18 protein-coding genes are annotated in these 20,066 nt (G+C 60.1%); 15 read left to right on the forward strand and 3 right to left on the reverse strand.

Going from position 1 to position 20,066, the window contains the following annotated elements:
* Positions 1-116 precede the first annotated feature (116 nt).
* Entirely contained in the window at positions 117-1,001 is an 885-nt protein-coding gene (locus tag EOE18_RS12685; protein ID WP_127710093.1) for a 3'-5' exonuclease, read from the forward strand.
* A gap of 297 nt (positions 1,002-1,298) precedes the next feature.
* Positions 1,299-2,102: a 3'-5' exonuclease family protein gene (locus EOE18_RS12690; protein WP_127710095.1), complete on the forward strand. Its 804-nt coding sequence runs from the start codon at positions 1,299-1,301 to the stop codon at positions 2,100-2,102.
* 499 nt (positions 2,103-2,601) lie between these two features.
* Here the strand turns inward: EOE18_RS12690 and EOE18_RS12695 are convergent, their stop codons facing one another.
* Entirely contained in the window at positions 2,602-3,198 is a 597-nt protein-coding gene (locus tag EOE18_RS12695; protein WP_127710097.1) for an SOS response-associated peptidase, read from the reverse strand.
* Positions 3,199-3,306: 108 nt separating this feature from the next.
* Positions 3,307-3,669 carry an excalibur calcium-binding domain-containing protein gene (locus tag EOE18_RS12700; protein WP_127710099.1) on the reverse strand — a complete coding sequence of 121 codons (363 nt, stop codon included), beginning with the start codon at positions 3,667-3,669 and terminating at the stop codon, positions 3,307-3,309.
* A gap of 133 nt (positions 3,670-3,802) precedes the next feature.
* Here EOE18_RS12700 and EOE18_RS12705 point away from each other — a divergent pair, with 133 nt between their 5' ends.
* The 13 genes from EOE18_RS12705 to EOE18_RS12765 all read left to right on the forward strand — a co-directional run bounded on the left by EOE18_RS12705 (position 3,803) and on the right by EOE18_RS12765 (position 19,107).
* Positions 3,803-4,633: an IS5 family transposase gene (locus EOE18_RS12705; protein WP_127710101.1), complete on the forward strand. Its 831-nt coding sequence runs from the start codon at positions 3,803-3,805 to the stop codon at positions 4,631-4,633.
* Between the two features lie 129 nt (positions 4,634-4,762).
* Complete coding sequence (locus tag EOE18_RS12710) at positions 4,763-4,954, forward strand: DUF6771 family protein (RefSeq protein ID WP_127710103.1); 192 nt, start codon at positions 4,763-4,765, stop codon at positions 4,952-4,954.
* Between the two features lies 1 nt (position 4,955).
* On the forward strand, positions 4,956-5,282 hold the full coding sequence (locus EOE18_RS12715; protein ID WP_127710105.1) for a hypothetical protein: 327 nt from the start codon (positions 4,956-4,958) through the stop codon (positions 5,280-5,282).
* Between the two features lie 364 nt (positions 5,283-5,646).
* Positions 5,647-6,420, forward strand: a complete 774-nt coding sequence (locus tag EOE18_RS12720) for a 3'-5' exonuclease family protein (protein ID WP_127710107.1) — start codon at positions 5,647-5,649, stop codon at positions 6,418-6,420.
* Positions 6,421-6,598: 178 nt separating this feature from the next.
* Positions 6,599-8,194: a class I SAM-dependent DNA methyltransferase gene (locus tag EOE18_RS12725; RefSeq protein WP_127710109.1), complete on the forward strand. Its 1,596-nt coding sequence runs from the start codon at positions 6,599-6,601 to the stop codon at positions 8,192-8,194.
* Positions 8,187-9,473, forward strand: a complete 1,287-nt coding sequence (locus tag EOE18_RS12730) for a restriction endonuclease subunit S (protein WP_127710110.1) — start codon at positions 8,187-8,189, stop codon at positions 9,471-9,473. The genes EOE18_RS12725 and EOE18_RS12730 overlap by 8 nt, the downstream gene beginning before the upstream one ends.
* Positions 9,473-10,660 carry an FRG domain-containing protein gene (locus EOE18_RS12735; protein ID WP_127710112.1) on the forward strand — a complete coding sequence of 396 codons (1,188 nt, stop codon included), beginning with the start codon at positions 9,473-9,475 and terminating at the stop codon, positions 10,658-10,660. The genes EOE18_RS12730 and EOE18_RS12735 overlap by 1 nt, the downstream gene beginning before the upstream one ends.
* Positions 10,653-11,612: a pentapeptide repeat-containing protein gene (locus EOE18_RS12740; protein WP_127710114.1), complete on the forward strand. Its 960-nt coding sequence runs from the start codon at positions 10,653-10,655 to the stop codon at positions 11,610-11,612. Before EOE18_RS12735 ends, EOE18_RS12740 begins: the two co-directional genes overlap by 8 nt.
* Before the next feature lie 45 nt (positions 11,613-11,657).
* Positions 11,658-14,795, forward strand: coding sequence for a type I restriction endonuclease subunit R (locus tag EOE18_RS12745; RefSeq protein WP_127710116.1), 3,138 nt, complete (start codon positions 11,658-11,660; stop codon positions 14,793-14,795).
* Between the two features lie 388 nt (positions 14,796-15,183).
* The gene (locus EOE18_RS12750; protein ID WP_164852747.1) at positions 15,184-16,080 is read left to right on the forward strand and encodes a DUF459 domain-containing protein; all 897 of its coding nucleotides are present in this window, start codon (positions 15,184-15,186) and stop codon (positions 16,078-16,080) included.
* Positions 16,077-17,288: a GDSL-type esterase/lipase family protein gene (locus EOE18_RS12755; protein WP_127710120.1), complete on the forward strand. Its 1,212-nt coding sequence runs from the start codon at positions 16,077-16,079 to the stop codon at positions 17,286-17,288. Before EOE18_RS12750 ends, EOE18_RS12755 begins: the two co-directional genes overlap by 4 nt.
* A 9-nt stretch (positions 17,289-17,297) precedes the next feature.
* A complete protein-coding gene (locus tag EOE18_RS12760; protein WP_127710122.1) occupies positions 17,298-18,701 on the forward strand; it encodes an MBOAT family O-acyltransferase in 1,404 nt (467 codons plus the stop codon).
* A 13-nt stretch (positions 18,702-18,714) separates the two neighbouring features.
* Complete coding sequence (locus tag EOE18_RS12765) at positions 18,715-19,107, forward strand: hypothetical protein (RefSeq protein WP_127710124.1); 393 nt, start codon at positions 18,715-18,717, stop codon at positions 19,105-19,107.
* Positions 19,108-19,123: 16 nt separating this feature from the next.
* Here the strand turns inward: EOE18_RS12765 and EOE18_RS12770 are convergent, their stop codons facing one another.
* A complete protein-coding gene (locus EOE18_RS12770) occupies positions 19,124-19,678 on the reverse strand; it encodes a cell wall hydrolase (protein ID WP_127710126.1) in 555 nt (184 codons plus the stop codon).
* Positions 19,679-20,066: the final 388 nt, after the last annotated feature.

Below are 20,066 nucleotides of genomic sequence, written 5' to 3' on the forward strand. Positions count from 1 at the left end.
CATTCCTATTACGATTTAGCAGACAAAGTACCATTCTGGATTGGCCTTTGGGCCGATGGGATATTTTGGAAAATACCTCATTGGTCATCTCAAATGACAATCGAGAAGGCATTTCTATGAAAAAGGACATTGTTTTTAATCAGCCTGCAAGCAATGGCGCGCTGGCTCCTGAATGCGATACCATTATTCTGCGCCGCGTTAACAGGCTGGACCAGTTTCCTCTGGCGGCAGATCCCCGCCCGCCCTTCATGGCGGTCGCGTTGGTAGATTGCGAAACCACGGGCCTGTCGCATGAAACGGACGAGATCATTGACCTTGCCGTGGTTCTTCTGGAGATCGATGCCTATGGGCGCGTGGTCCAGATCCTTGGTTCGGCTCAAAGTCTGCGGCGGCCCGTGGAGGCAACGATCAGCGCGAAGATTTCGCGGCTTACGGGTATTACCCCTGCCGATGTGGCCGATGTCCACTTTGATCCTGCGCCATTCGAGCAATTGTTGGGGGCCGCAGACGTCAGCATTGCCCATAATGCTGCCTTTGATTTGCCTTTCATCGAGCGTCTGATGCCGCAATTGGCGGGCATGCCATGGGCCTGTTCGATGAAGGAATTTGACTGGCTGGAAGGTGGCTTTGACGGCTGCAAGCTCGGCCATCTGCTGATGCAAATCGGGCGTTTCAATGCGGGGCATCGGGCCATGGCCGATGTGGTGAGCCTCCTGCATGTTCTGACCTATGAGCCGGCAGGTGTCGGGACCATCCTCGCCGATATTGTCAAAATGGCGCAGGCGCCCACCGTCGCTATCGAGGCCACCGGCGCGCATTTCGATATGCGTGAGGTGCTCAAATCCGCCGGTTACCGCTGGAATCCGGACAAGAGGGTCTGGTGGCAGGAGGTTTCGGGCGACCTTGCCCCTGGTGAAATCGATTGGCTGCGCTCCAGCGTGATCCCGGCGCGCTATGTGCCCAGGACCTATTCCGTCACCTGGAAAACGCGCCACCGGTAATTTGCCACCGGCAGCGCTCGGGCCGCCGTTCTCGCCGGTTTGAGGTTGGCCAATGCCACAGGTGCTTATGCATTTGTGGCATTGGTCGCCTGCAGCCTCGAGTTTTGATCGGCCGCTACATGCGGCCAAGAAGCACGCGCAACCAGCGCATGCTGCCACGGGTTGGCCCTGCTGCGCGGGCCCCATTCCCTTTGAGATCCGAGATGACTGCTTTGGAGGAGGGGAAAAGACTTCTCCGCCTGCAGGCGGTCCGTGTCGCCAGCAAGGCGGCATGTCCACTGATAACAGGACAAAACCATGATCAAGTTCCTTGTATATGATGCCGAATATAGCCGTGATGTGGCGGGCCATGCGCTTTACCAGCAGGCCGAGCGTTATGAGCCCACCCATGGGCTGAAGCTGCCGACCAAAGATCCGCTCGTCTCCCCGCGCTGGCCCTTCCGGACTGTTGCGGCCATTGCCTGGCTCGAGATTGAAGTGGCTGATGACGGGCAGATCTTCCTCGGCCAACTTGGCGCCGTCTGTGGTCCGGAGTTGACCGAAGCACAAATGCTCCAGCGCTTCTTCAAGACCGTCGATCAACTTCCGGCCCATGCCATGCTGGTGGGCTGGGGAACGGGCAGCTCGGATGATATCCAGATCCGGCTTGCAGCCACCCGCTGCGGCGTTCGTTTGCCCCAGCGGATGATCGTGCCCTTGCAGCCCGGCAAGCGCTATGCTGCTGGCCAGCTTGATCTCATGGTGCATGTTGGCGGCGATGGCGCGCGGGTGCACCTCGCTGAATATTGCGCGGCGTTGCGCATTCCGGCCAAAGTGGTGGCCGCACCGACTGCTGTCAGCGGCCTTATTGCCAGCGGCAATTGGAGTCTGGTTCAGGCGGTGTGTGAAGGCGATGTTCTCTCGACGGCGGCTGTTCTGCTGTATCAATTGCCCTGCCATTTTGATGGCGCGCGTTCGCTGGGGGCATTGCTCAGTCTGGCGCGTCTGGGGGCTGCGAGAATGGACCGGCCTTATGCCGGTGCCTTTGCCGCCTGGCAGGCTGAACTTGTCCGTCGGGAGAGTGGGCGGGTGGTGGAGGCTTTGGCAGCGCTCCACGGTTGAGGTGAGGGGGCTTATCTTGCTTTTTTAGTCTGGGGCGGCTCGCAACTTGCGAGCCGCCTGTATTTCTTAATCGCCATCTGCAAATTTAGACAAACATAACAATGCTATGTCGATCCACGGCATGTGCTGCGACGCAGGCTTGGGCGGCATACTTTGGGTGAGGCGATGGTTGTGCTTTTTGCTTAGGCTAAGCGGCGGCACGATCCGAGTCGGGCTTGAATCCGGTTGTCGCCCTAATTGTGGGAAAAGCTGGGTAGCCCCGTGGTGTGCGTCGTGCCCTTGATAACCGTGATCACTAAACGTCCCGCTCCAGCGAGGTTGTCGCGATGTTTAAGTTCCATATTGTTGATATCGGAGAAAACTGGCTGCGGTGAAGGGAGGTAGGCGCTTACAATTCTCCTGTCTGTGTTCAGACCGGAGCAGGAGCGAATGGCTAAGCCATTTTTCCTTCACTGACCCCGGTCATCGACTGGGGTTCAACGAAGGGGCGGGTTTCTGATTATCCGACCCAGCGGTCCTGTGTGCGCTGGGCCGCCAAGGTGCCTTCCCACGTCTGGCAAAGGGCAAAGGCTTCCTCTGGCTGACCATCAAGCCAGACGGCCCAATCTTCTGTGCGCAGGATCACCGGCATACGGTCATGGACCTGTGCCATCTGGTCGCAACTGGGCACCATGACCATCGTGTAGCATTTGCCCCAATTGTCCGTGGGGCGCCACAGACCAGCCACCGCAAACAGGGCTTGGCCCTCTGGCGCATACCATGTGCGCGTCATCTGGCCATCATCGCCCTCTGGCTCTGCCCATTGCGTCACCGGAATGAGGCAGCGGCGGCGTTCAAAGCTGCTTTTCCAGAATTGGCTATGCAGCTTGTCGTCCCTTGCGTTGGTGACAGGTCTGGGCTTCAAGGACTGCCCCTTCTTGCCTGTCAGCACGAGGGGGAAGCCCCAGTTCATCACCCGTATGTCTTTGCCATTGGTGACAAGGCCGGGATAGCCGGGGTAGACCTCCTGCGGCGTGTTGGCTCCAACTGGGACTTGCGCCCCAAACAGGGCCGCCACTTCGGCGGGGCCGGATCTCATGCGGTATAAATTGCACACGACCAGAGTTTTTCTAGCCAGCACTTACCTGTCAAGCAGGCAATGGCGCGTCGTTCATGACTGGGCTTGGCGGGAATAGGCTGGCTTGGCAGTCAGGGTGCTGAAGCATTACCCATGCGATTCACAGGCAATGCCGTCGCTGTCGCCGTCCATATCGCTGCGATAGCCTGGTTCGCCTGCGTAGATGGGGGCCGTACCGGCTGCTCTGGCGTCATTGCAGCCCGCCCAATAGTCGCCCGATTGAGGCTCTCTGACCCTTGTTAAACCAACTGAAACCGCCACGGGACGAGCTTTGGCCAACCACGCCGATGCACCTGTGGGGTTGGACAGAATACCGGCACCGGCACCGATTACTGCCGCCAAGAGCAGTATTGGCCACCAGCTTCCGCTTTCTTCATTGCGACGCTGCTGGCGAATTGGGTTGGGGCGCGGCCTTCTTTTGCGGCTATGCTCTGGGTAATGCTTAGTCATCACGAAAGGATTTATGGTAGCAAGGTAAACGTAAGGTTGCGAAATCTGTCGGCCTTAGAGGCCGTTTCGAAAGGGGTTGAGCGGCTGAGGTTCCTGTGATTCCGGGGTTTTTGCAGACAACCCGGAGATCTTGATGTGGACCCCAGCCACCCGCGCGCAGCATACGCGGGTTTCGAAGCGTTACCAGACGGATTTGAGCGATGCCGAGTGGGCGCTGATCGCGGCATTTGTTCCAGAGGCGCGCACGACGGGGCGACGACGGCAATGGCCGATGCGCGAAATCGTGAACGCAATCTTCTACGTTCTGCGCGGCGGGATTGCATGGCGGTTGCTGCCCAAGGACTTCCCGCCTTGGCAGACGGTTTACCGCTGGTTTGCCCGGTTCCGTGACGAATGCCTGTTCGAGCAGATCAACCATGCGCTGGTCGCGCTCGACCGCGAGCGAGCCGGAAGGGACGCCTCGCCAAGCGCAGCCATCATCGACAGTCAGAGCGTCAAGACCACCGAGAGCGGCGGGCCGCGCGGCTATGATGCTGGCAAGAAGATCAAAGGTCGAAAGCGCCATGCTCTGGTCGATACTGACGGCAGGCCGCTGCTTGTCGAGCCGCACACCGCCGATGTCCAGGATCGTGATGGCGGCGGCGCGTTGCTGCAAGTCTCGCGCGGCCTCTTCCCGTTCATCGAGAAGGTCTGGGCCGATGGCGGCTATAACCATCACCGTGTCACCGAGGCGACCAGCATCACCGTCGAGATTGTCAGCAAGATCGCCGGACAGTCCGGCTTCGTCGTCCTCCCTCGGCGCTGGGTGGTCGAGCGGTTCTTCGCTTGGATCAATCGAAACCGCCGTCTGGCCAAGGACGTGGAAGCCACCCTCAAATCCGCCGCAGCCTTCCTCTACGCCGCCGCCGCCATGCTCATTCTACGCCGTTTGGCTCGGTGTAGCGCGACAGCTCGGTCAGCGTGAGTTTCGAAACCGACTCTTATGAAACCGGCCTGTGTGGGCCGGTTCTCGCTTGATGGTTGCATTCTTGCCAATTGCGCTCTGCGTTGGGCAGGGCTTGCGATGTCGTTCTATATATGTTCCATTGCGCCTATGAAACGAATCGACCCCACCCAGATCGCAAAGGCCATTCTGGCAGCGCCAGGATGGGCTCGTGTTGGTATCACCGCCCCATCGCCAGTCATGCGTGATGATGCTGCCGACGAGATGGCGCGTGTCATCCTCAACCATATCGAGCAGCCTCCCATGGAAACTGATGAGCGCCAGATAGGGCTGGCCCTGTGACGTGGGGCGCTGGTCTGCGGATGGCTTGCCCATCGCCACGCATCTGTTTGAAGCGGCAGCTTGGCATCAGGCTATAAAGCCGGTCTGTGCCTGTGGGCACAGCAACACCTTCGATCCCCATGGTCTGTGGTGGCATTTTGAACGCCGCCATTGGGACACACGCCTTGAAGCTGTTCGCTTGCGGTTCTGGTGCCTGATGTGCAAATCCAGCACCAGCCAGCGCCGCCATCCCCAAAAGATCGAACTTGTTCGCCCCAGCGATGCTGATGTGCAATTGCCCCTGCCGCCCATGCATGTGTGGAAGAGGGCAAAGCGGGCGTTCCGGTAAGCCCGGTTATATGCCGATGCAGGGCAAAGCTTTGCCTTATTCTGATGGATCATACTGACAGAATTGTACATTCCGACGCTCGCCCCGGCGCGTGTATCGTCACCATGCCTTGGCTTTCAAAACTAACCGGTAAGGGGAAGGCGCCCCGCTGTCAGGCAATTCAGCATGTGGTGGCCCCCAAAGAGCCTGCCCTTACCAGCGTCCATATCAACAAAAACCCATACCACGGTGCACTGACCAGCAGGCCGATTACCAAACCAACCCACGACGGGGGCGCCACCAGCAAGGTGAGCGCCCCCGTCGCGCATCCAGAGCACACCATTCAACGCGCGGGCGCCATGAGCAGCCCCCAAGGGAGGAAAACATGCCAAAATTCGTAATCTTCGACGTCGAGACCACCGCCGATCACACCTATATGGCCGATTATCGCATCATCGACCCCAAGCCGTCTCCTTATCTGCGTGATGCCGCCCGGCGCATTACTGCTGCTGCCTGTCTGGCGGTGGAAATCAACGCCCAAGGTGTCCTCGAGATCGGGCGTCTCGACGCCTGGTCCTGGGGAAGCGTGGGCGGCGAGGCCGGAGTGGTCGAGCGTCTGTGCCGCTTCATGGAACAGCACGCTGACCATGGTGCTGTTTCATGGTCGGGTCTGGCCCATGACCAGCCAATCGCGACCATGGCGGCAATGCGACATGGTATCACCCTGCCGCAGCAACTGCGTCTCCATCACCGCAAGCCCAGCGCCGATGACCAACTGCGTGGTATCAAGGTGCCGCGCTACGCCTTGGGGCCGCACTATGACCTTGCCCTCGCCATGAAGGGCAAGTCGGGACATTATTGCCATCTCGCCGAGGTCTTGCTGAATCTGGGCATCCCAGCCGCGATGCTGCGCCATAAGTTGTGGTATCAGAACCCACATACCGCCGCAGACTGGACTTTTCTCGAAGGCCATGTGGCGCAAGACTGTGTCTTCACCGGCATGGCACTGGCGTCGTGGCTCGCCGCGCAGGGGCTAGCCAAGGTCAATCCCCGCATCGCTATCGGCCAGTTGGCCGCGATGTATGCAAAGGCGGGTCGGTCGCAGGGGCTCGTCAGCAACAGGTTCCACAAGCTCAGCGTGAGGATGTTGACGGTTTGAAAGCGTATGGGCTTACCGAGAGGGCTTGGCAGTTCGGTCGCCTTTCCGTGAATTCCTCATGACGTTTCGTCGAGCGCTAGGCCCGCCACCTTTTCCCCGGCAGGTGGCGTGCGATTGTTTGGTTGCTCAACCGTATGCCTTTCCTATAAGCCGGTTCTGCAAAGGGGAAGATGATTCAATGGCATCTCAATTGAATAGCGGCAGTGATCTTGGGTTTGAAGCCGATCTCTTTAAGGCAGCGGACAAGCTGCGCGGCAATCTTGAACCATCTGAATACAAGCACGTCGCCCTTGGCCTGATTTTCCTGAAGTACATCTCCGAAGCATTCTCTGCCCACTACAAGAAATTGGGCGAGGAAGAATATGCCGATCAGGAAGACCCGGAGGAATATCTCGCCGCCAATGTGTTCTGGGTGCCGCCCGAAGCGCGCTGGGAACATTTGCAGGCCAACGCCAAGCGCCCGCAGATCAATTTCACCGATGTGAACACCGGCAAGGAGCGGGTGGGCGACATCGGAAACCTGATCGACAACGCGATGGACTCCATCGAGCGCGCCAACGCCGCCGTGCTCAAGGACGTGCTGCCCAAGGAATATGGCCGCCCGCAACTCGACAAGACGATGCTGGGCGAACTGATCGACCTGTTTTCCAAGGTCGGGATGCACAGCGCCGATGGCAAATCGAAAGACCTGCTGGGCCGCGCCTATGAGTATTTCATCAGCCAGTTTGCCGGGGCCGAAGGGCGGCGCGGGGGCGAGTTTTTCACCCCACGATCCGTTGTGCAGACCATCGTGGAGATGCTGGAGCCGCATCATGGTCGGGTTTACGATCCCGCTTGCGGTTCCGGCGGCATGTTTGTGCAGTCCGAACGGTTCATTGAAAACCATCAGGGCCGCCGCAGCGACATCGCCATCTATGGGCAGGAGCGCAACCATACCACGTGGAAGCTCTGTAAGATGAACCTCGCCGTGCGCGGCATCGATGCGGACATCAAGTGGAACAACGAAGGTTCGTTCCTCAGCGACGCCTTCCCCACGCTCAAGTTCGACTATGCGATGGCCAACCCGCCGTTCAACATTTCGGATTGGTGGCAGCCCCAGCTTGAGGGCGACGTTCGCTGGAAATACGGCCAGCCCCCAGCGGGCAACGCCAACTTCGCGTGGTTGCAGCATATCATCCACCACCTGGCCCCACGCGGCACGGCGGGCGTGGTGCTGGCCAACGGTTCGATGTCGTCGCAGCAATCGGGCGAGGGCGACATTCGCAAGGCGATGATCGAGGGCGACGTGGTGGACTGTATGGTCGCGCTGCCCGGCCAGCTTTTCTATTCCACGCAGATTCCCGCCTGCCTGTGGTTTTTGGCCCGCGATAAAAGCGCGAACGGCCACCGGGATCGTCGCGGCGAAATCCTGTTCATCGATGCCCGCAACCTTGGCCACATGGTGGACCGCACCCGCCGTGAGTTTTCGACAAGCGACATCGCCACGATTGCGAATATCTATCACTGCTGGCGGGCCAAGCCGGATGCGGGACTGGGCGCGTATCAGGACATCCCCGGCTTCTGCAAATCGGCCACGCTTGAGGAAGTCCGCAAGCACGGCCATGTCCTCACCCCCGGTCGCTATGTCGGGGCGGAAGATGCCGAGGACGATGGCGTGCCCTTCGCCGAACGCTTCGCCGCGCTGACCGCGACCTTGGAAGACCAATTCAACGAAAGTGACCGGCTGACCGCGCTAATCCGCGAGAAGCTGTCAATGGTGCGCTACGATGTCTGATGCTTGGGAGACGATGACACTCGGTAAGGCGGGAGTGGAATTGATCGATTGTGTCCATGCCACGCCCAAGCCCGCACCTATCGGCTATCCGTATATTGCTATTCCTGAAATGAAGGATGGCAGGCTGAATTTCGACGCGGCGCGGAAAATCACCAGCGACGATTTCGTTGCGTGGACGCGCAAAGCACGGCCACGCAGGCACGACGTTGTTCTCTCCCGCCGCACCAATCCCGGTGTGACGGCTCCAGTTGGCGAACAGGCAGATTTTGCATTGGGGCAAAATCTGGTGCTGCTGCGCACAGATGGAACGAGGGTTGCGCCGGAATTTCTGCGTTGGTTGGTTTCCAGCCCGCAATGGTGGAACCAGATCCAGAAATTCATGAATGTCGGAGCCGTATTCGATAGCCTTAAGTGTGCCGACGTTCCTAAATTTGAGCTGCCCATCCCGTCTAAGGAGGCGCAGGCAAACATTGCATCGGTCCTTTCGGCGCTGGACGACAAGATCGAACTCAACCGGCGGATGAATGAGACTCTGGAGGGGATGGCGCAGGCGATCTTTCGGGATTGGTTTGTCGATTTCGGCCCCGTTCGTCGTAAAATTGCGCTGCAAGGCAGCGCGGGCCGCAAGGCGGCTGGCGAGGCCGATCCGGTGGCGATCATGGGCGGCTTGACCCCAGACCCCGCCCGCGCCGCCGAACTCGCCGCCCTCTTCCCCGCCGCCTTCGGCGACGATGGCTTGCCGGTGGGGTGGTCTCGCCGAACCGTCGAAAGCATTATGGAACTCGCTTACGGGAAGGCATTGCCCAAGACGGTGCGCAAGGATGGCCCATATCCGGTTTATGGGTCTGGCGGGATTTCCGGGACGCACTCCATTCCACTTGCCAGCGGCCCCGGCATCATCGTCGGGCGCAAAGGGACCGTGGGTAGCCTCTATTGGGAGGCCGGGGATTTCTTCGCAATCGATACCGTTTTCTATGTCGTTCCGAAGGATGGCGTCCGGCTCAACTTCGCTTGGTATTTGCTTCAAACGCTGGGCTTGGAAAACATGAACACGGACGCCGCCGTTCCCGGCTTAAACCGTGGCAACGCCTACCGATTGGAATTTGCCTATGGTGGTGCACCATTGCTTGAGGCTTTCGAGGCGTTCGTTGGCCCGTTGCGAGCAAGGCAGGATGCCTGCAATGCCGAAACACGAACCCTCGCCGAAACCCGCGACTACCTTCTGCCCCGGCTGATGTCCGGCGCGGTGCGCGTCGCGCCGAAGGTTGAGGCCGCCTGATGGCCGATCCCTATTTCCGCTCCTTGCCGCTGTTTCCCACCTACACATTCGGGGATGTGGCGATTGACGGGCTGGTGCCCGCCTGCCGGGTGGAAAGCTGGCAAGACTTTATCGAGGCGATGCGCTCACCCGATCACAACCGGGCGGCGGGTGAATTCGTCTATCGCGGGCAGGCGGGGCACAACTGGCACCTGTCGTCCACGCTCGCCCGCCTGTTCGATGGCGGCGCGGTGCCGGGGCAGCATCAGGAAAAACTGCTGGCGCAATTCCGCCTCGCCATGCGCGGGCGCGGGCTGGATTGCAGCAAGCTGGAGGATGAGGAGGTTTGGGCCTTCGGTCAGCACCACGGATTGCGCACCCCGCTGATCGACTGGACCAAATCGCCCTATGTCGCGCTGTTCTTCGCCTTTGACGAACCCGACGTGGAAGGCGTGGAGAACCCTTCGCGCGCGGTGTTCTGCCTGAACATGGCGGCGATCCGTGCCGATGAAAACCTCTCGCAAATCATCTTTGAGCCGACGCACCACGAAAACGCGCGGCTGGTCAATCAGGCCGGGCTGTTCACGATCACCCCCAGCGGCAAGGACAATCTGGTTTCGGCGATCCTCAACGAACTGGCCGAGAACGAGGTCATCACCCCCGACGATCCGATGGACGTGGCCCGCTATATCGCCAAGATCCATGTGCCGAACGAGAACCGGGTGGAATGCCTTAACACCCTACGCAAGATGAATATCCACCACGCCAATCTCTTCCCCGATCCGGGCGGCGCATCGAAATATTGCAACGACTGGCTGGCGCGCCTGATCGACGAGGAAAAGCGCGACGCGGCGGAAGCCCGCGCTCTGGAAGTGGCGGCGGATCAGGCAGCGGCGGAGCCTGATGTCGCACTGATCGCAGACAGCGAAATTTCGGCAGATGCCATTGCCGGTTTGCTGCGCAATACGCTGCGCAATGACAGCGAATTCCCGCCGGAAACGCTGGCCGGATGGGCGCCAAAGCTGATCGCGCTCTATGAGCGGCTGGCCGATACCGACTGGCCGGAGCGCGCCGCATCGGAAACCCGGCTCAAGATCGAATTCCGCAAATGGCTGATGAGCAACGGCGTCCACCGTGCCGTCGCCGAAACCGGCACGCGGCGCTTGGTGGAGTTCTTCAAGGCCAGTTGGAAGGCGGCGAATGCGTAGTAAGCCGACACGCCTTGAGCGGTGGCGCAAGCGAATAGGCCAATCGCGCTTCGTGGTCGGTGGCACGAACTATTGCCGGGAGACCAATTTCCCGTATGCCGTGGGCCTGCTCGCCGTCTGCGCGTCGATCACGGTTGGCTGGTGGTGGATCCAGCCACAGAGCGTCAGCAATTTGTGGCCCGAAATGGGCGGCATGACGCTGGACGTGTTCTTCATCCTGATCGTGTTCGCTTGGTTCGAGCATCGCGGCGAAAAACGGCAGGACATTGCCCGGCAGCGCGAGATCATCGACGATTACAAGCGGTGGGACCAGCCGGAAGCCCATTATCGGATCGCGGGGGCCATTCGCCGACTAAACCGCTTGGGTGTATTCGCGCTGCACATGGCCGGTGCTCGGCTGAGCAAGTTCGCCTTTGCAGAGCAGGGCATCGAGAAAATTGATGGATCAATGTTCTTTAATGGCCAGTGGGGCGAGCGTTTCGGCGATAGCACCGTGCACATGGTCGAAGTTGATTTCGACCGGATCAGTTGCCGGAGTGTCATCTTCTCGCCGTTTAACCCGCTTGGAGGATTTGGCCTTTCTGGCTCAAATTATGCGCGCTTCGAGGACTGCTCGTTCAACGAAACAGATTTGAGCAGAGCCATATTCAATGGTGCGGAATTGACTTGGTCAGAGTCGCCTCCGGAAGAAATTGGGTATGCTGAAGATATGGGCGATGGCCAATGGTGCTGGAATCAAACGCACTATGGCCCCTTTTATCTTGCCGATCTTCAACAAGCCTCATTCAAAGATTGCTGGTTTAAGAACGCCGATTTCCGTAACGTCGATAATATCTTGGAAGCCGACTTTACCGGCGCGAAGGGCCTGGAGGACGCTTTCTTCGACAATGACGAAATCAGGGTGGCCGTGCTGGCCCAAGCCGTTGGCAGGCCAGCACCCGCTACGCAGTAACCAGCCCATGACCAATCCCTATCGTATGAACGGCGAACCGTCGAGATGAGCATAACCGAAGACATTGTCGAACTGGCGGCCCTGGAAACGTTACAAGAGCTTGGCTGGTCCTACCTCCACGGCTCCGTGATCGCGCCCGATGGCAGCGCGCCGGAGCGGCGTTCGTTCGGGGATGTCGTGCTTGTCGGGCGGCTAGAAGCGGCAGTCGCGCGGATCAATTCCGATGCGCCCGAAGCCGCGCGCAATGAGGCCATCCGCCGCGTGCTGACCGGCGAACTTCCGTCGATGGTTGAGGAAAACCGGCGTATCCACAAGCTGTTGACCGATGGCATCGATGTCGAATTCCGAGACGATAATGGCAAAACCACCGCCACCAAAATCTGGCTGATCGATTTTGGCCGCGCGGATGCCAACGACTGGCTGGCGGTCAATCAGTTCACCGTGGTTGAAAATCGCGCCAATCGCCGCCCGGACGTAGTGCTGTTTGTAAACGGGCTGCCACTCGCAGTGATTGAGTTGAAGAACGCGGCGGCGCAGAATGCCACGATTGCCGACGCCTTCAACCAGCTTCAGACCTATCTGCACCAAATCCCCAGCCTGTTCAGTACCAACGCGGTGTTGATCACCTCTGACGGCATGGAAGCCCGCATTGGGTCGATCACTGCCGATGCTGAGCGCTTCATGCCGTGGCGAACGGTGGATGGGCAGGAATTTGCCCATAGGGGCACGCCGGAACTCGAAACCCTGCTGCGCGGCGTGTTCACCCGCGAAAACTTGCTCGCGCTGATCCGCGATTTCATTGTGTTTGGCGATAAGGGCGATGGGCCGTTCAAAATCATCGCGGGCTATCACCAGTTTCACGGCGCGCAAAAGGCGGTGGGCCAAGCGATTGAGGCAACGCGCCCTGATGGTGACCGCAAGATCGGCGTTATTTGGCACACCCAAGGATCAGGCAAGAGCCTGTTGATGGCATTTTTCGCTGGGCTTGCCGTCAAATCGCAGGCGCTGGAAAACCCGACGCTGGTTGTTTTGACAGATCGCAACGATCTGGACGATCAGCTTTTCGGCACCTTTGGCTTGTGCCGGGACTTGATCCGCCAGAACCCGGAACAGGCCGACAGTCGCCAAGACTTGAAGCAGCTTCTCGACAAAGCGGCTGGCGGCGTGGTGTTCACCACGGTGCAGAAATTCTCGCCTGAGCGTGGCGAGGAAAACTTTCCGCTGCTGTCCGACCGGCGCAACATCATCGTCATGGCCGATGAAGCGCACCGAAGCCAGTACGGCTTTGAATCCAAGCTCAATCGAGAAACCGGCCTGCGCCGGTATGGCTACGCCCATTACATTCGGCAAGCGATGCCGAACGCTTCGTTCATCGGCTTTACAGGCACGCCAATTGAAGCGGCTGACATCAATACTCCGGCTATCTTTGGTGAATATATCGACATCTACGACATCAGCCGCGCGGTGGAAGATGGCGCAACGGTGCCGATATACTACGAAAGCCGCCTTGCCCGCATCGAATTGAACGATGATGAAAAGCCGCTGATCGATGCCGAGATTGAAGCGTTGATCGAAGATGAATCGCTGACCGAAGCCGAGAAGATGAAGGCGAAGTGGTCAGCGGTTGAGGCGCTGGTGGGGGCAGACAAACGGCTGGCCCAGGTGGCGGCGGACATGGTGGCACACCTTGAAGCGCGCATCGATGCCATGAACGGCAAGGCCATGGCCGTTTGCATGAGCCGCCGCATCTGTGTGGCGCTTTACGACCAGATCGTCGCTTTGCGCCCCGACTGGCATTCCACCGACGATAGCAAGGGCGCGGTCAAGATCGTGATGACCGGGGCAGCCTCCGATCCTCTCGACTGGCAGCAACATATCGGCGCGAAAAAGCGGCGCGATGATCTCGCCAAGCGGGCCCGCAATCCCGACGATCCACTGCGGTTGGTAATCGTCTGCGATATGTGGCTGACTGGCTTTGACGCGCCGTGCATGAACACGATGTATATAGACAAGCCGATGCGCGGCCATGGGTTGATGCAGGCCATCGCTCGCGTAAACCGGGTATTCAAGGACAAGCCCGGTGGGTTGGTGGTCGATTATATCGGTGTGGCGCAGAATTTACGCAATGCGCTTGGCCAATATACCGAATCCGACCGGGACAAGACCGGGAAGAACGGAGACCTCGCCATTGCGGCCATGATGGAGCGGTTCGAAGCGATCCGGGATATTTTCCATGGCTTTGATTATCGGCCCGGAATCGATGGCGCGCCACGCGACCGCCTGATCTGCCTTGGTGCTGCGATTGATTGGGTGCTGCGGTGGCAGGAAGCTCTGGCGGCCAAGCAGAAGGAACCAGAGGACAAGAAGCGGGCGCATCGCCGCTATTGCGACATGGTGCTAGGTCTCTCCATGGCCTATGCGCTCGCCGCCGCCAGCGATGAAGGCCGCGCCATCCGCGATGATGTCGGATTCTTTCAGGCAATTCGTGCGGCCTTGGTCAAAACCACGGCCGCCGGCAAGATCAGCGAGAAGGATCGCTCCTTCGCCGTTCAGCAATTGGTTGATCGGGCCGTCGCATCTTCTGAGATCATCGATATTTTGAAGGTGGCGGGCATTCAGTCGCCCGACATCTCTATTCTTTCCGATGAATTCCTGATGGAAATCGGCAAGATGGAGAAGAAGAACCTTGCCTTGGAGGCTCTGAAAAAGCTGCTCAACGGGGAGGTAGTCAGCCGATCCCGGACCAATCTGGTCGAAGCCCGCGCGTTTTCCCACCGGCTGGAAGACGCCGTTGCGCGGTATCACGCTGGCGCCATTTCTGCGGTCGAGATGCTTCAGGAACTCATTGCGCTGGCCAAGGACATGCAAGCTGCCCGAGCTCGGGGTGAAGAGCAGGGGCTAAGCCCAGAAGAAGTCGCGTTTTATGATGCGCTTGCCGAAAATGAGAGTGCGGTTGAGGCCATGGGGAACGACAAGCTTCGCCTGATCGCCCATGAACTGCTTGAGCAATTGCGCGGTAACGTCACCGTGGACTGGCACCAGCGGGAAAGCGCGCGGGCAAGGATGCGCGTATTGGTAAAGCGCATCCTCAAGAAGTACGGTTATCCACCCGATTTGGCCGATGAGGCTGTCCAAACCGTTCTCGCTCAAGCTGAAATCCTTCTCCGAGAAATTTCGGCGTAAGAGTGGCTATGGCGCCGCACTTTACAGGCTCGAAGGCTGAACAGATCTTAGCTGAGTGCGGTATTCGGTCGTTCTACGTCAGCATAAATCGCGAGCATGGCGTTGGAAATGCATGCCGGTCGAGACAGCGCAATGCCGTCTGGCCACGCCGCCTGTTGCCTCTGGTAGAGGCTCTGAGTTGCAGTGCGGTGCCATGCTCGAGCCCCTAGGCGAATACCAAACCATCCAAAGTTTCAGCTTTGAGGTGCAATTCAGGTTCGCTCCATGTAGATTTCCCATTGATCTGAGTGCCCATTTCTTTCATGTCGGGTGCACCACTTCCCCACCATAGTCGCCTTGGGCGCTCGGCACTTGCGGCGGGGCGGAGACGGGGCTTGGGGTTTTGCAAGTGTTGCGTAAGGTGAAAAGACTGGCTCTGGCCGATCGGGGCGGCGTGCTGTTTGTGGGCATTGCCGTGGGCGCGGTGATGGCCTTGTCTTTCCTGACCTATGGCAAGCCGGTTTCGGCGCTGATGCCTGCCGAAACGGCCAAGGCGCCGACGATTACCTTGCCAGCAGCAGCCCCCGCCAACGCCCATGACCTTCAGTGCAGCGCCGATTTTCCGCTCTCGCCCCGCGTGCTTACCGGCCTGCGCGCCAACCGGCCTTTGCGCATTGGCGTGATTGGCGACAGTTTCGGCGAAGGCATTTATGCCGCCACCAATGGCCTGTTTCAGGAAGCGGACGGGTTTCAGGTCTATAGTTTTGCCAAGGAAGGCATCGGCCTGACCCGATACCAGAGCCTTGACGTGCTGGCCCATGTCAAAAGTCGTTTTTCCGAGACGCCGATCGACATTGCCATCATCGATTTCGGCGCCAATGACACGCAAGGCGTGCGACAGGGCGGCCATGGCGCGGCCTATATGACCCCGCGCTGGCAGGCGGTGGTGGGTGGACGCGCGGCGGAACTGGTGGCCTATCTGCGCCAGCAGGGCGTGGCGGTGGCATGGGTGGGTCTGCCCCGCATGCGCAAGCCCGATTTCGACCGCGACGTACAGGCGATGAACGCTTTTTACACCGGCCTGATGTGCAAATTGGGCGTGCCTTTCGTCAATCCCGTGGCGGCCAGCGAGGATCACCAGCACCGTTTCGCGATGGAATTGATCGATAGTAGCACCAAGCAACCCTATATCGCCCGCGCCGAGGATGGCGTGCATATGAGCTTCCACGGCTATCGCGAGATCACCAAGCCGGTGTTGCAGCGCATTGCGCTCCTGTCCAAAAACGCGCCGGATGAACAAAGGTGATCCGCTGGCTGTCGTCGCTGGCGCTGGTCCTGTCCGCTCCTGCCGCCATGGCGCAGGACGATAGCGCGATCATCAACCCGCAGGCCATCGCCCCCTTCCTTGCCCGATTGCCGCAGGCGACAGAGCGTCCGCTGCATATCCTGCAACTGGGCGACAGCCATACGGCGGGCGATATGCTCACTCAAGGCTGGCGGCAGGCATGGCAGACGGAATATGGCGCGGGCGGACGCGGGATGATGGCAGTGGGGCGGCCCTATCAGGGCTATCTGACTTGGGGCGTTACGGCGGGGCAAAGCGAGGGCTGGAGCGTCCAGCCCCTGTTCGGCAAGCAGCGCGTGGCGGGTGGGCCTGCCAATGGCCTTTCCGGCTTTACCCAGAGCGCCCAGCAGGCCGGAGCCAGCCTGACCCTGCGCGCCGATAGCGTAGATTTTGCTTTCAACCGCTTCAGCCTGTGCGGTCTGACGGGGCCGGACAAGGGCGCGGTGCATATCGTGCTGGGCGAGGTTTCGGGCGATGTCAGCTTTGCCGCGCCGCAAGCGGGGGTCACTTGTTTTGACCTATCCAGCGCAGCGCCGGTAACGCAGGCCAGCATCACGACGCTGGAGGATAGGCCGGTCAGCCTGACCGCGTGGGATAGCAGGCGCGATGCGGGGATCGTCCTGTCCAATCTGGGCGTGGTGGGCAGCAAATTGTCGATGCTGGCGCGGATGGACGAGGCGGTGTTGGCCACGGAATTGCGCCATGCCAGCCCCGATCTGTTGGTGATTGCCTTTGGCACCAATGAAGGCTTTGATCCCGCGCTCAAGCTGGAGGAGGCGGAGGCGGCCTTCCGCAACCAGATCGCGCGGCTGCGGCGTCTGGCGGGGGCGGATGTGCCGATCCTGTTGCTTGGGCCCCCCGATGCCGCGAGCAGCCGTGCCGATGTGGCCCGTCCCGACTTGCCCGAGACCGTGGCTTGCGGGCAGGGCTGGGCGGTTCCGGCCCATCTGGCGCAGGTGCGGGCGATGGAGCAGCGTTTGGCGGCAGACTTGAATCTCGCCTTTTGGGACTGGCAACAGGCGATGGGCGGGGCTTGTTCCTCCTCCACATGGGTGGCGCAGGGGTTGCAACGCGGCGACCATGTGCATTTTTCCAAGGATGGCGGGCGGCGGCTGGGCGAGACTCTGGCGCGGGCGCTGGACAGGGCGCGGGCGCAGGTGGTGAAATAAGCCCCTATCATGCTGTTTCCCACGCTGGCCTTTCATGTCTTTTTTGTTCTGGTCTTCTGCTGCAACTGGCTGATGCGGCGGGCGGGGGATTGGCGGCTGATCATGCTGCTGGTGGCTTCGTGGATCTTTTATGGCTGGTTTGACGCGCGTTTCGTCGCGCTGTTGCAGGCCAGCGCTTTGCTTAACTGGGGCGCGGGGCGGCTGATCCTTGGCCAGCCAGAGCGGGCGCGGGGCTGGCTGGTGGCAGGCGTTTTCGCCAATCTGTTGATCCTTGGCTTTTTCAAATATTACGGATTTTTCGTCCAGCAGGTGAATGACGCGCTGCTGGCGCCACTGGGCATGGGTCGGATCAGGGCGCTGGATGTGATCCTGCCGGTGGGCGTGTCCTTCTTCACCTTTCAGGGCATCAGCTATGTGGTGGATGTGGCCAAAGGGCGCAGCGCGCCCGCCCGCCTGCTGGAACTGGCGCTGTTGATGAGCTTTTTCCCGCATCTGGTGGCAGGGCCGATTGTGCGGCCCGCGCATATCCTGCCGCAATTGCGCGAAAGACCCTGGCTCAGTCAGGGCGCTGCGGCCACCTCGCTAGTGCTGATCCTGTGGGGGCTGGTGAAAAAAACCGTGATCGCCAATGAGCTGGCGGTGCAGCTGGTTGATCCGGTGTTCAACAATGCAGCCCATCATGGCGCGGCTGATCTGGTCTGGGCTTCCTATGGCTATGCCATCCAGATCTATTGCGATTTTTCCGCCTATAGTGACATGGCGATCGGCTTTGCGGGCCTGTTGGGCTTTCGCTTTCCGGCCAATTTCAACCAGCCCTATCGCGCGGCCAGCCTGCAGGATTTCTGGCGGCGCTGGCATATCAGCCTGTCCTTTTGGCTGCGCGACTATCTCTATATCGGCCTGCTGGGCGGTTCGCGGCAAAGCCTGATCCGCACCTGTGCGGCGCTGTTCCTGACCATGCTGTTGGGCGGATTGTGGCATGGGGCCAGCTGGAATTTCCTGATCTGGGGCGCGATCCACGGGGCGATGCTGGTGGTGGAGCGACTATGGGCGCAGTTCCGCCCTGCTGGCCTGCCCAAGGCGCCCTTGTGGCTGGGGCGTCTTTATACATTCCATGTCGTCACCGTCGCCTGGGTCTTTTTCCGCATCAAGGATTATGGCGATGCCATCGGTTTCCTGTGCCGCATCGCGCAGGGGCAAGATGGCGCGATGATCGCCTCGCCATGGACGGCCGCGATGATTGCCATCGGTCTGGCCTGTCAGTTCGGCCCGCATGATGGGGTGCAGAATCTGGGGCGCTGGCTACGCGGACAGAGTTTCTGGGCGGCGGCGGGGCTGGTGGCTTTGGTGTTGCTGGTGGTCGAAGGCTTGCGCGGGGCGGGCGTGGCCCCTTTCATCTATTTCCAGTTCTAGGGGGGGCGCAGCGATGGACCACAGCCTATATTGGGGCCAATCCCCGATCGATCTGGCCGAGGAAGCGCCGGGCGAGGTGAAATTCCTTGCCGCGCTGGCCGAGGATGCCAGGCCTGACCGCGACATGGGCGCGTTGGAGCGCATGGCGGCTTGGGAGGATTCGGGCATCCATGCGGGGCTGGGCTGGGCTGCCAAGGCGCTGGTGACCAGCTCGCTGGCGCTGCTATTGCTCAATACCCACGCGCTTTACAATTGGGCCGAGCAATTGCCGGTAACCCCGCTAACCGAGCCTGTGGTCAATGCCATCAGCACATGGCACCAGACGGCGGAGGACATCGGCCTCAACGCCGTGGTCGACAGGGTGGAACAGGCGGCCAAGGCGATGCGCAAGGCCCCATGGCCCTGAGCATCACGGCGCTTTATCAGCGATAGAAAATATGGGCGTCGATCTGCGCGATCCGCAGTCGGCCCTTGAACTCGCGCCCGCCAGAGCGGAAGAACAGCGCGCCGGGCACCACATCCTTGCCCTTGCCCGCCAGAGTCAGCCGCGCAATGCCCATCGCCTCGCGCCATTGCGCGCTGCTACGGTCGGGACGGAAACGTTCGATGTTGAAGAACTGGCCCGCCTCATGCACCACGCTGCAGGCATCGGCGTGCTTTTGCTTCATGCGGGCGCGGATAACCTGCGCCACGGCCAGTTTGCCCTTGTGGATCTGGTTGCCCGCTTCATGCAGGATCACCTTGGCCACGCATTCGGCCTGGGCTGTGCTGGCCAGCTTGCCGGTTTTTGCGGGTGCTTTTGTGATGGTTTTGGACGGAGATGCAGCGGCGCGGGTGCTAACCGTAGGCTGACTGACATTCTGGGCTTCTGCGGCCTGATGTTCCGTGGTTTGCGCTGCGCCATCGATAGCAAGGCCGAGGCCGAACGCACAAGACAGCAGCGACAACAGGGCGCGGCGCGCCAGAAGATAATTCATCCAACAAGATCACGAAGGCGAAAAGTCGTCGGGCGAGCGCGGGGCAACTCGAATTAGGCGCAGGCCAACTTCTCTTCGTCTCGCTCATGGCGGGCACGGCCTCATTACCGCCGCCAACCATCAAGCTGGGCGCCCTGTGCCGTTAACCTTCTGCCGAGTCAATGCGTAGCGGGCCGGAAGCAATATGGCGGTAAAGTTTAACCTTTGTGAAAGTTCCCGTTTCTGTGCGGCTTAGGCAGAAAATGGGTGATGCGAATTTTCGCCGGTTTTCTGCCGCAGCTGGCGCGAATCACCCCCTTGAAACGGGATTCGCGTCCATGCTGAAATATTTTTGCCACGCCTGCGAAGGATTTTGCGCGCCCATGTCTCTTTCATGGCAAATGGAGTC

The sequence above is a fragment of the Novosphingobium umbonatum genome, from assembly GCF_004005905.1.
In the GTDB taxonomy this organism is placed as follows: domain Bacteria; phylum Pseudomonadota; class Alphaproteobacteria; order Sphingomonadales; family Sphingomonadaceae; genus Novosphingobium; species Novosphingobium umbonatum.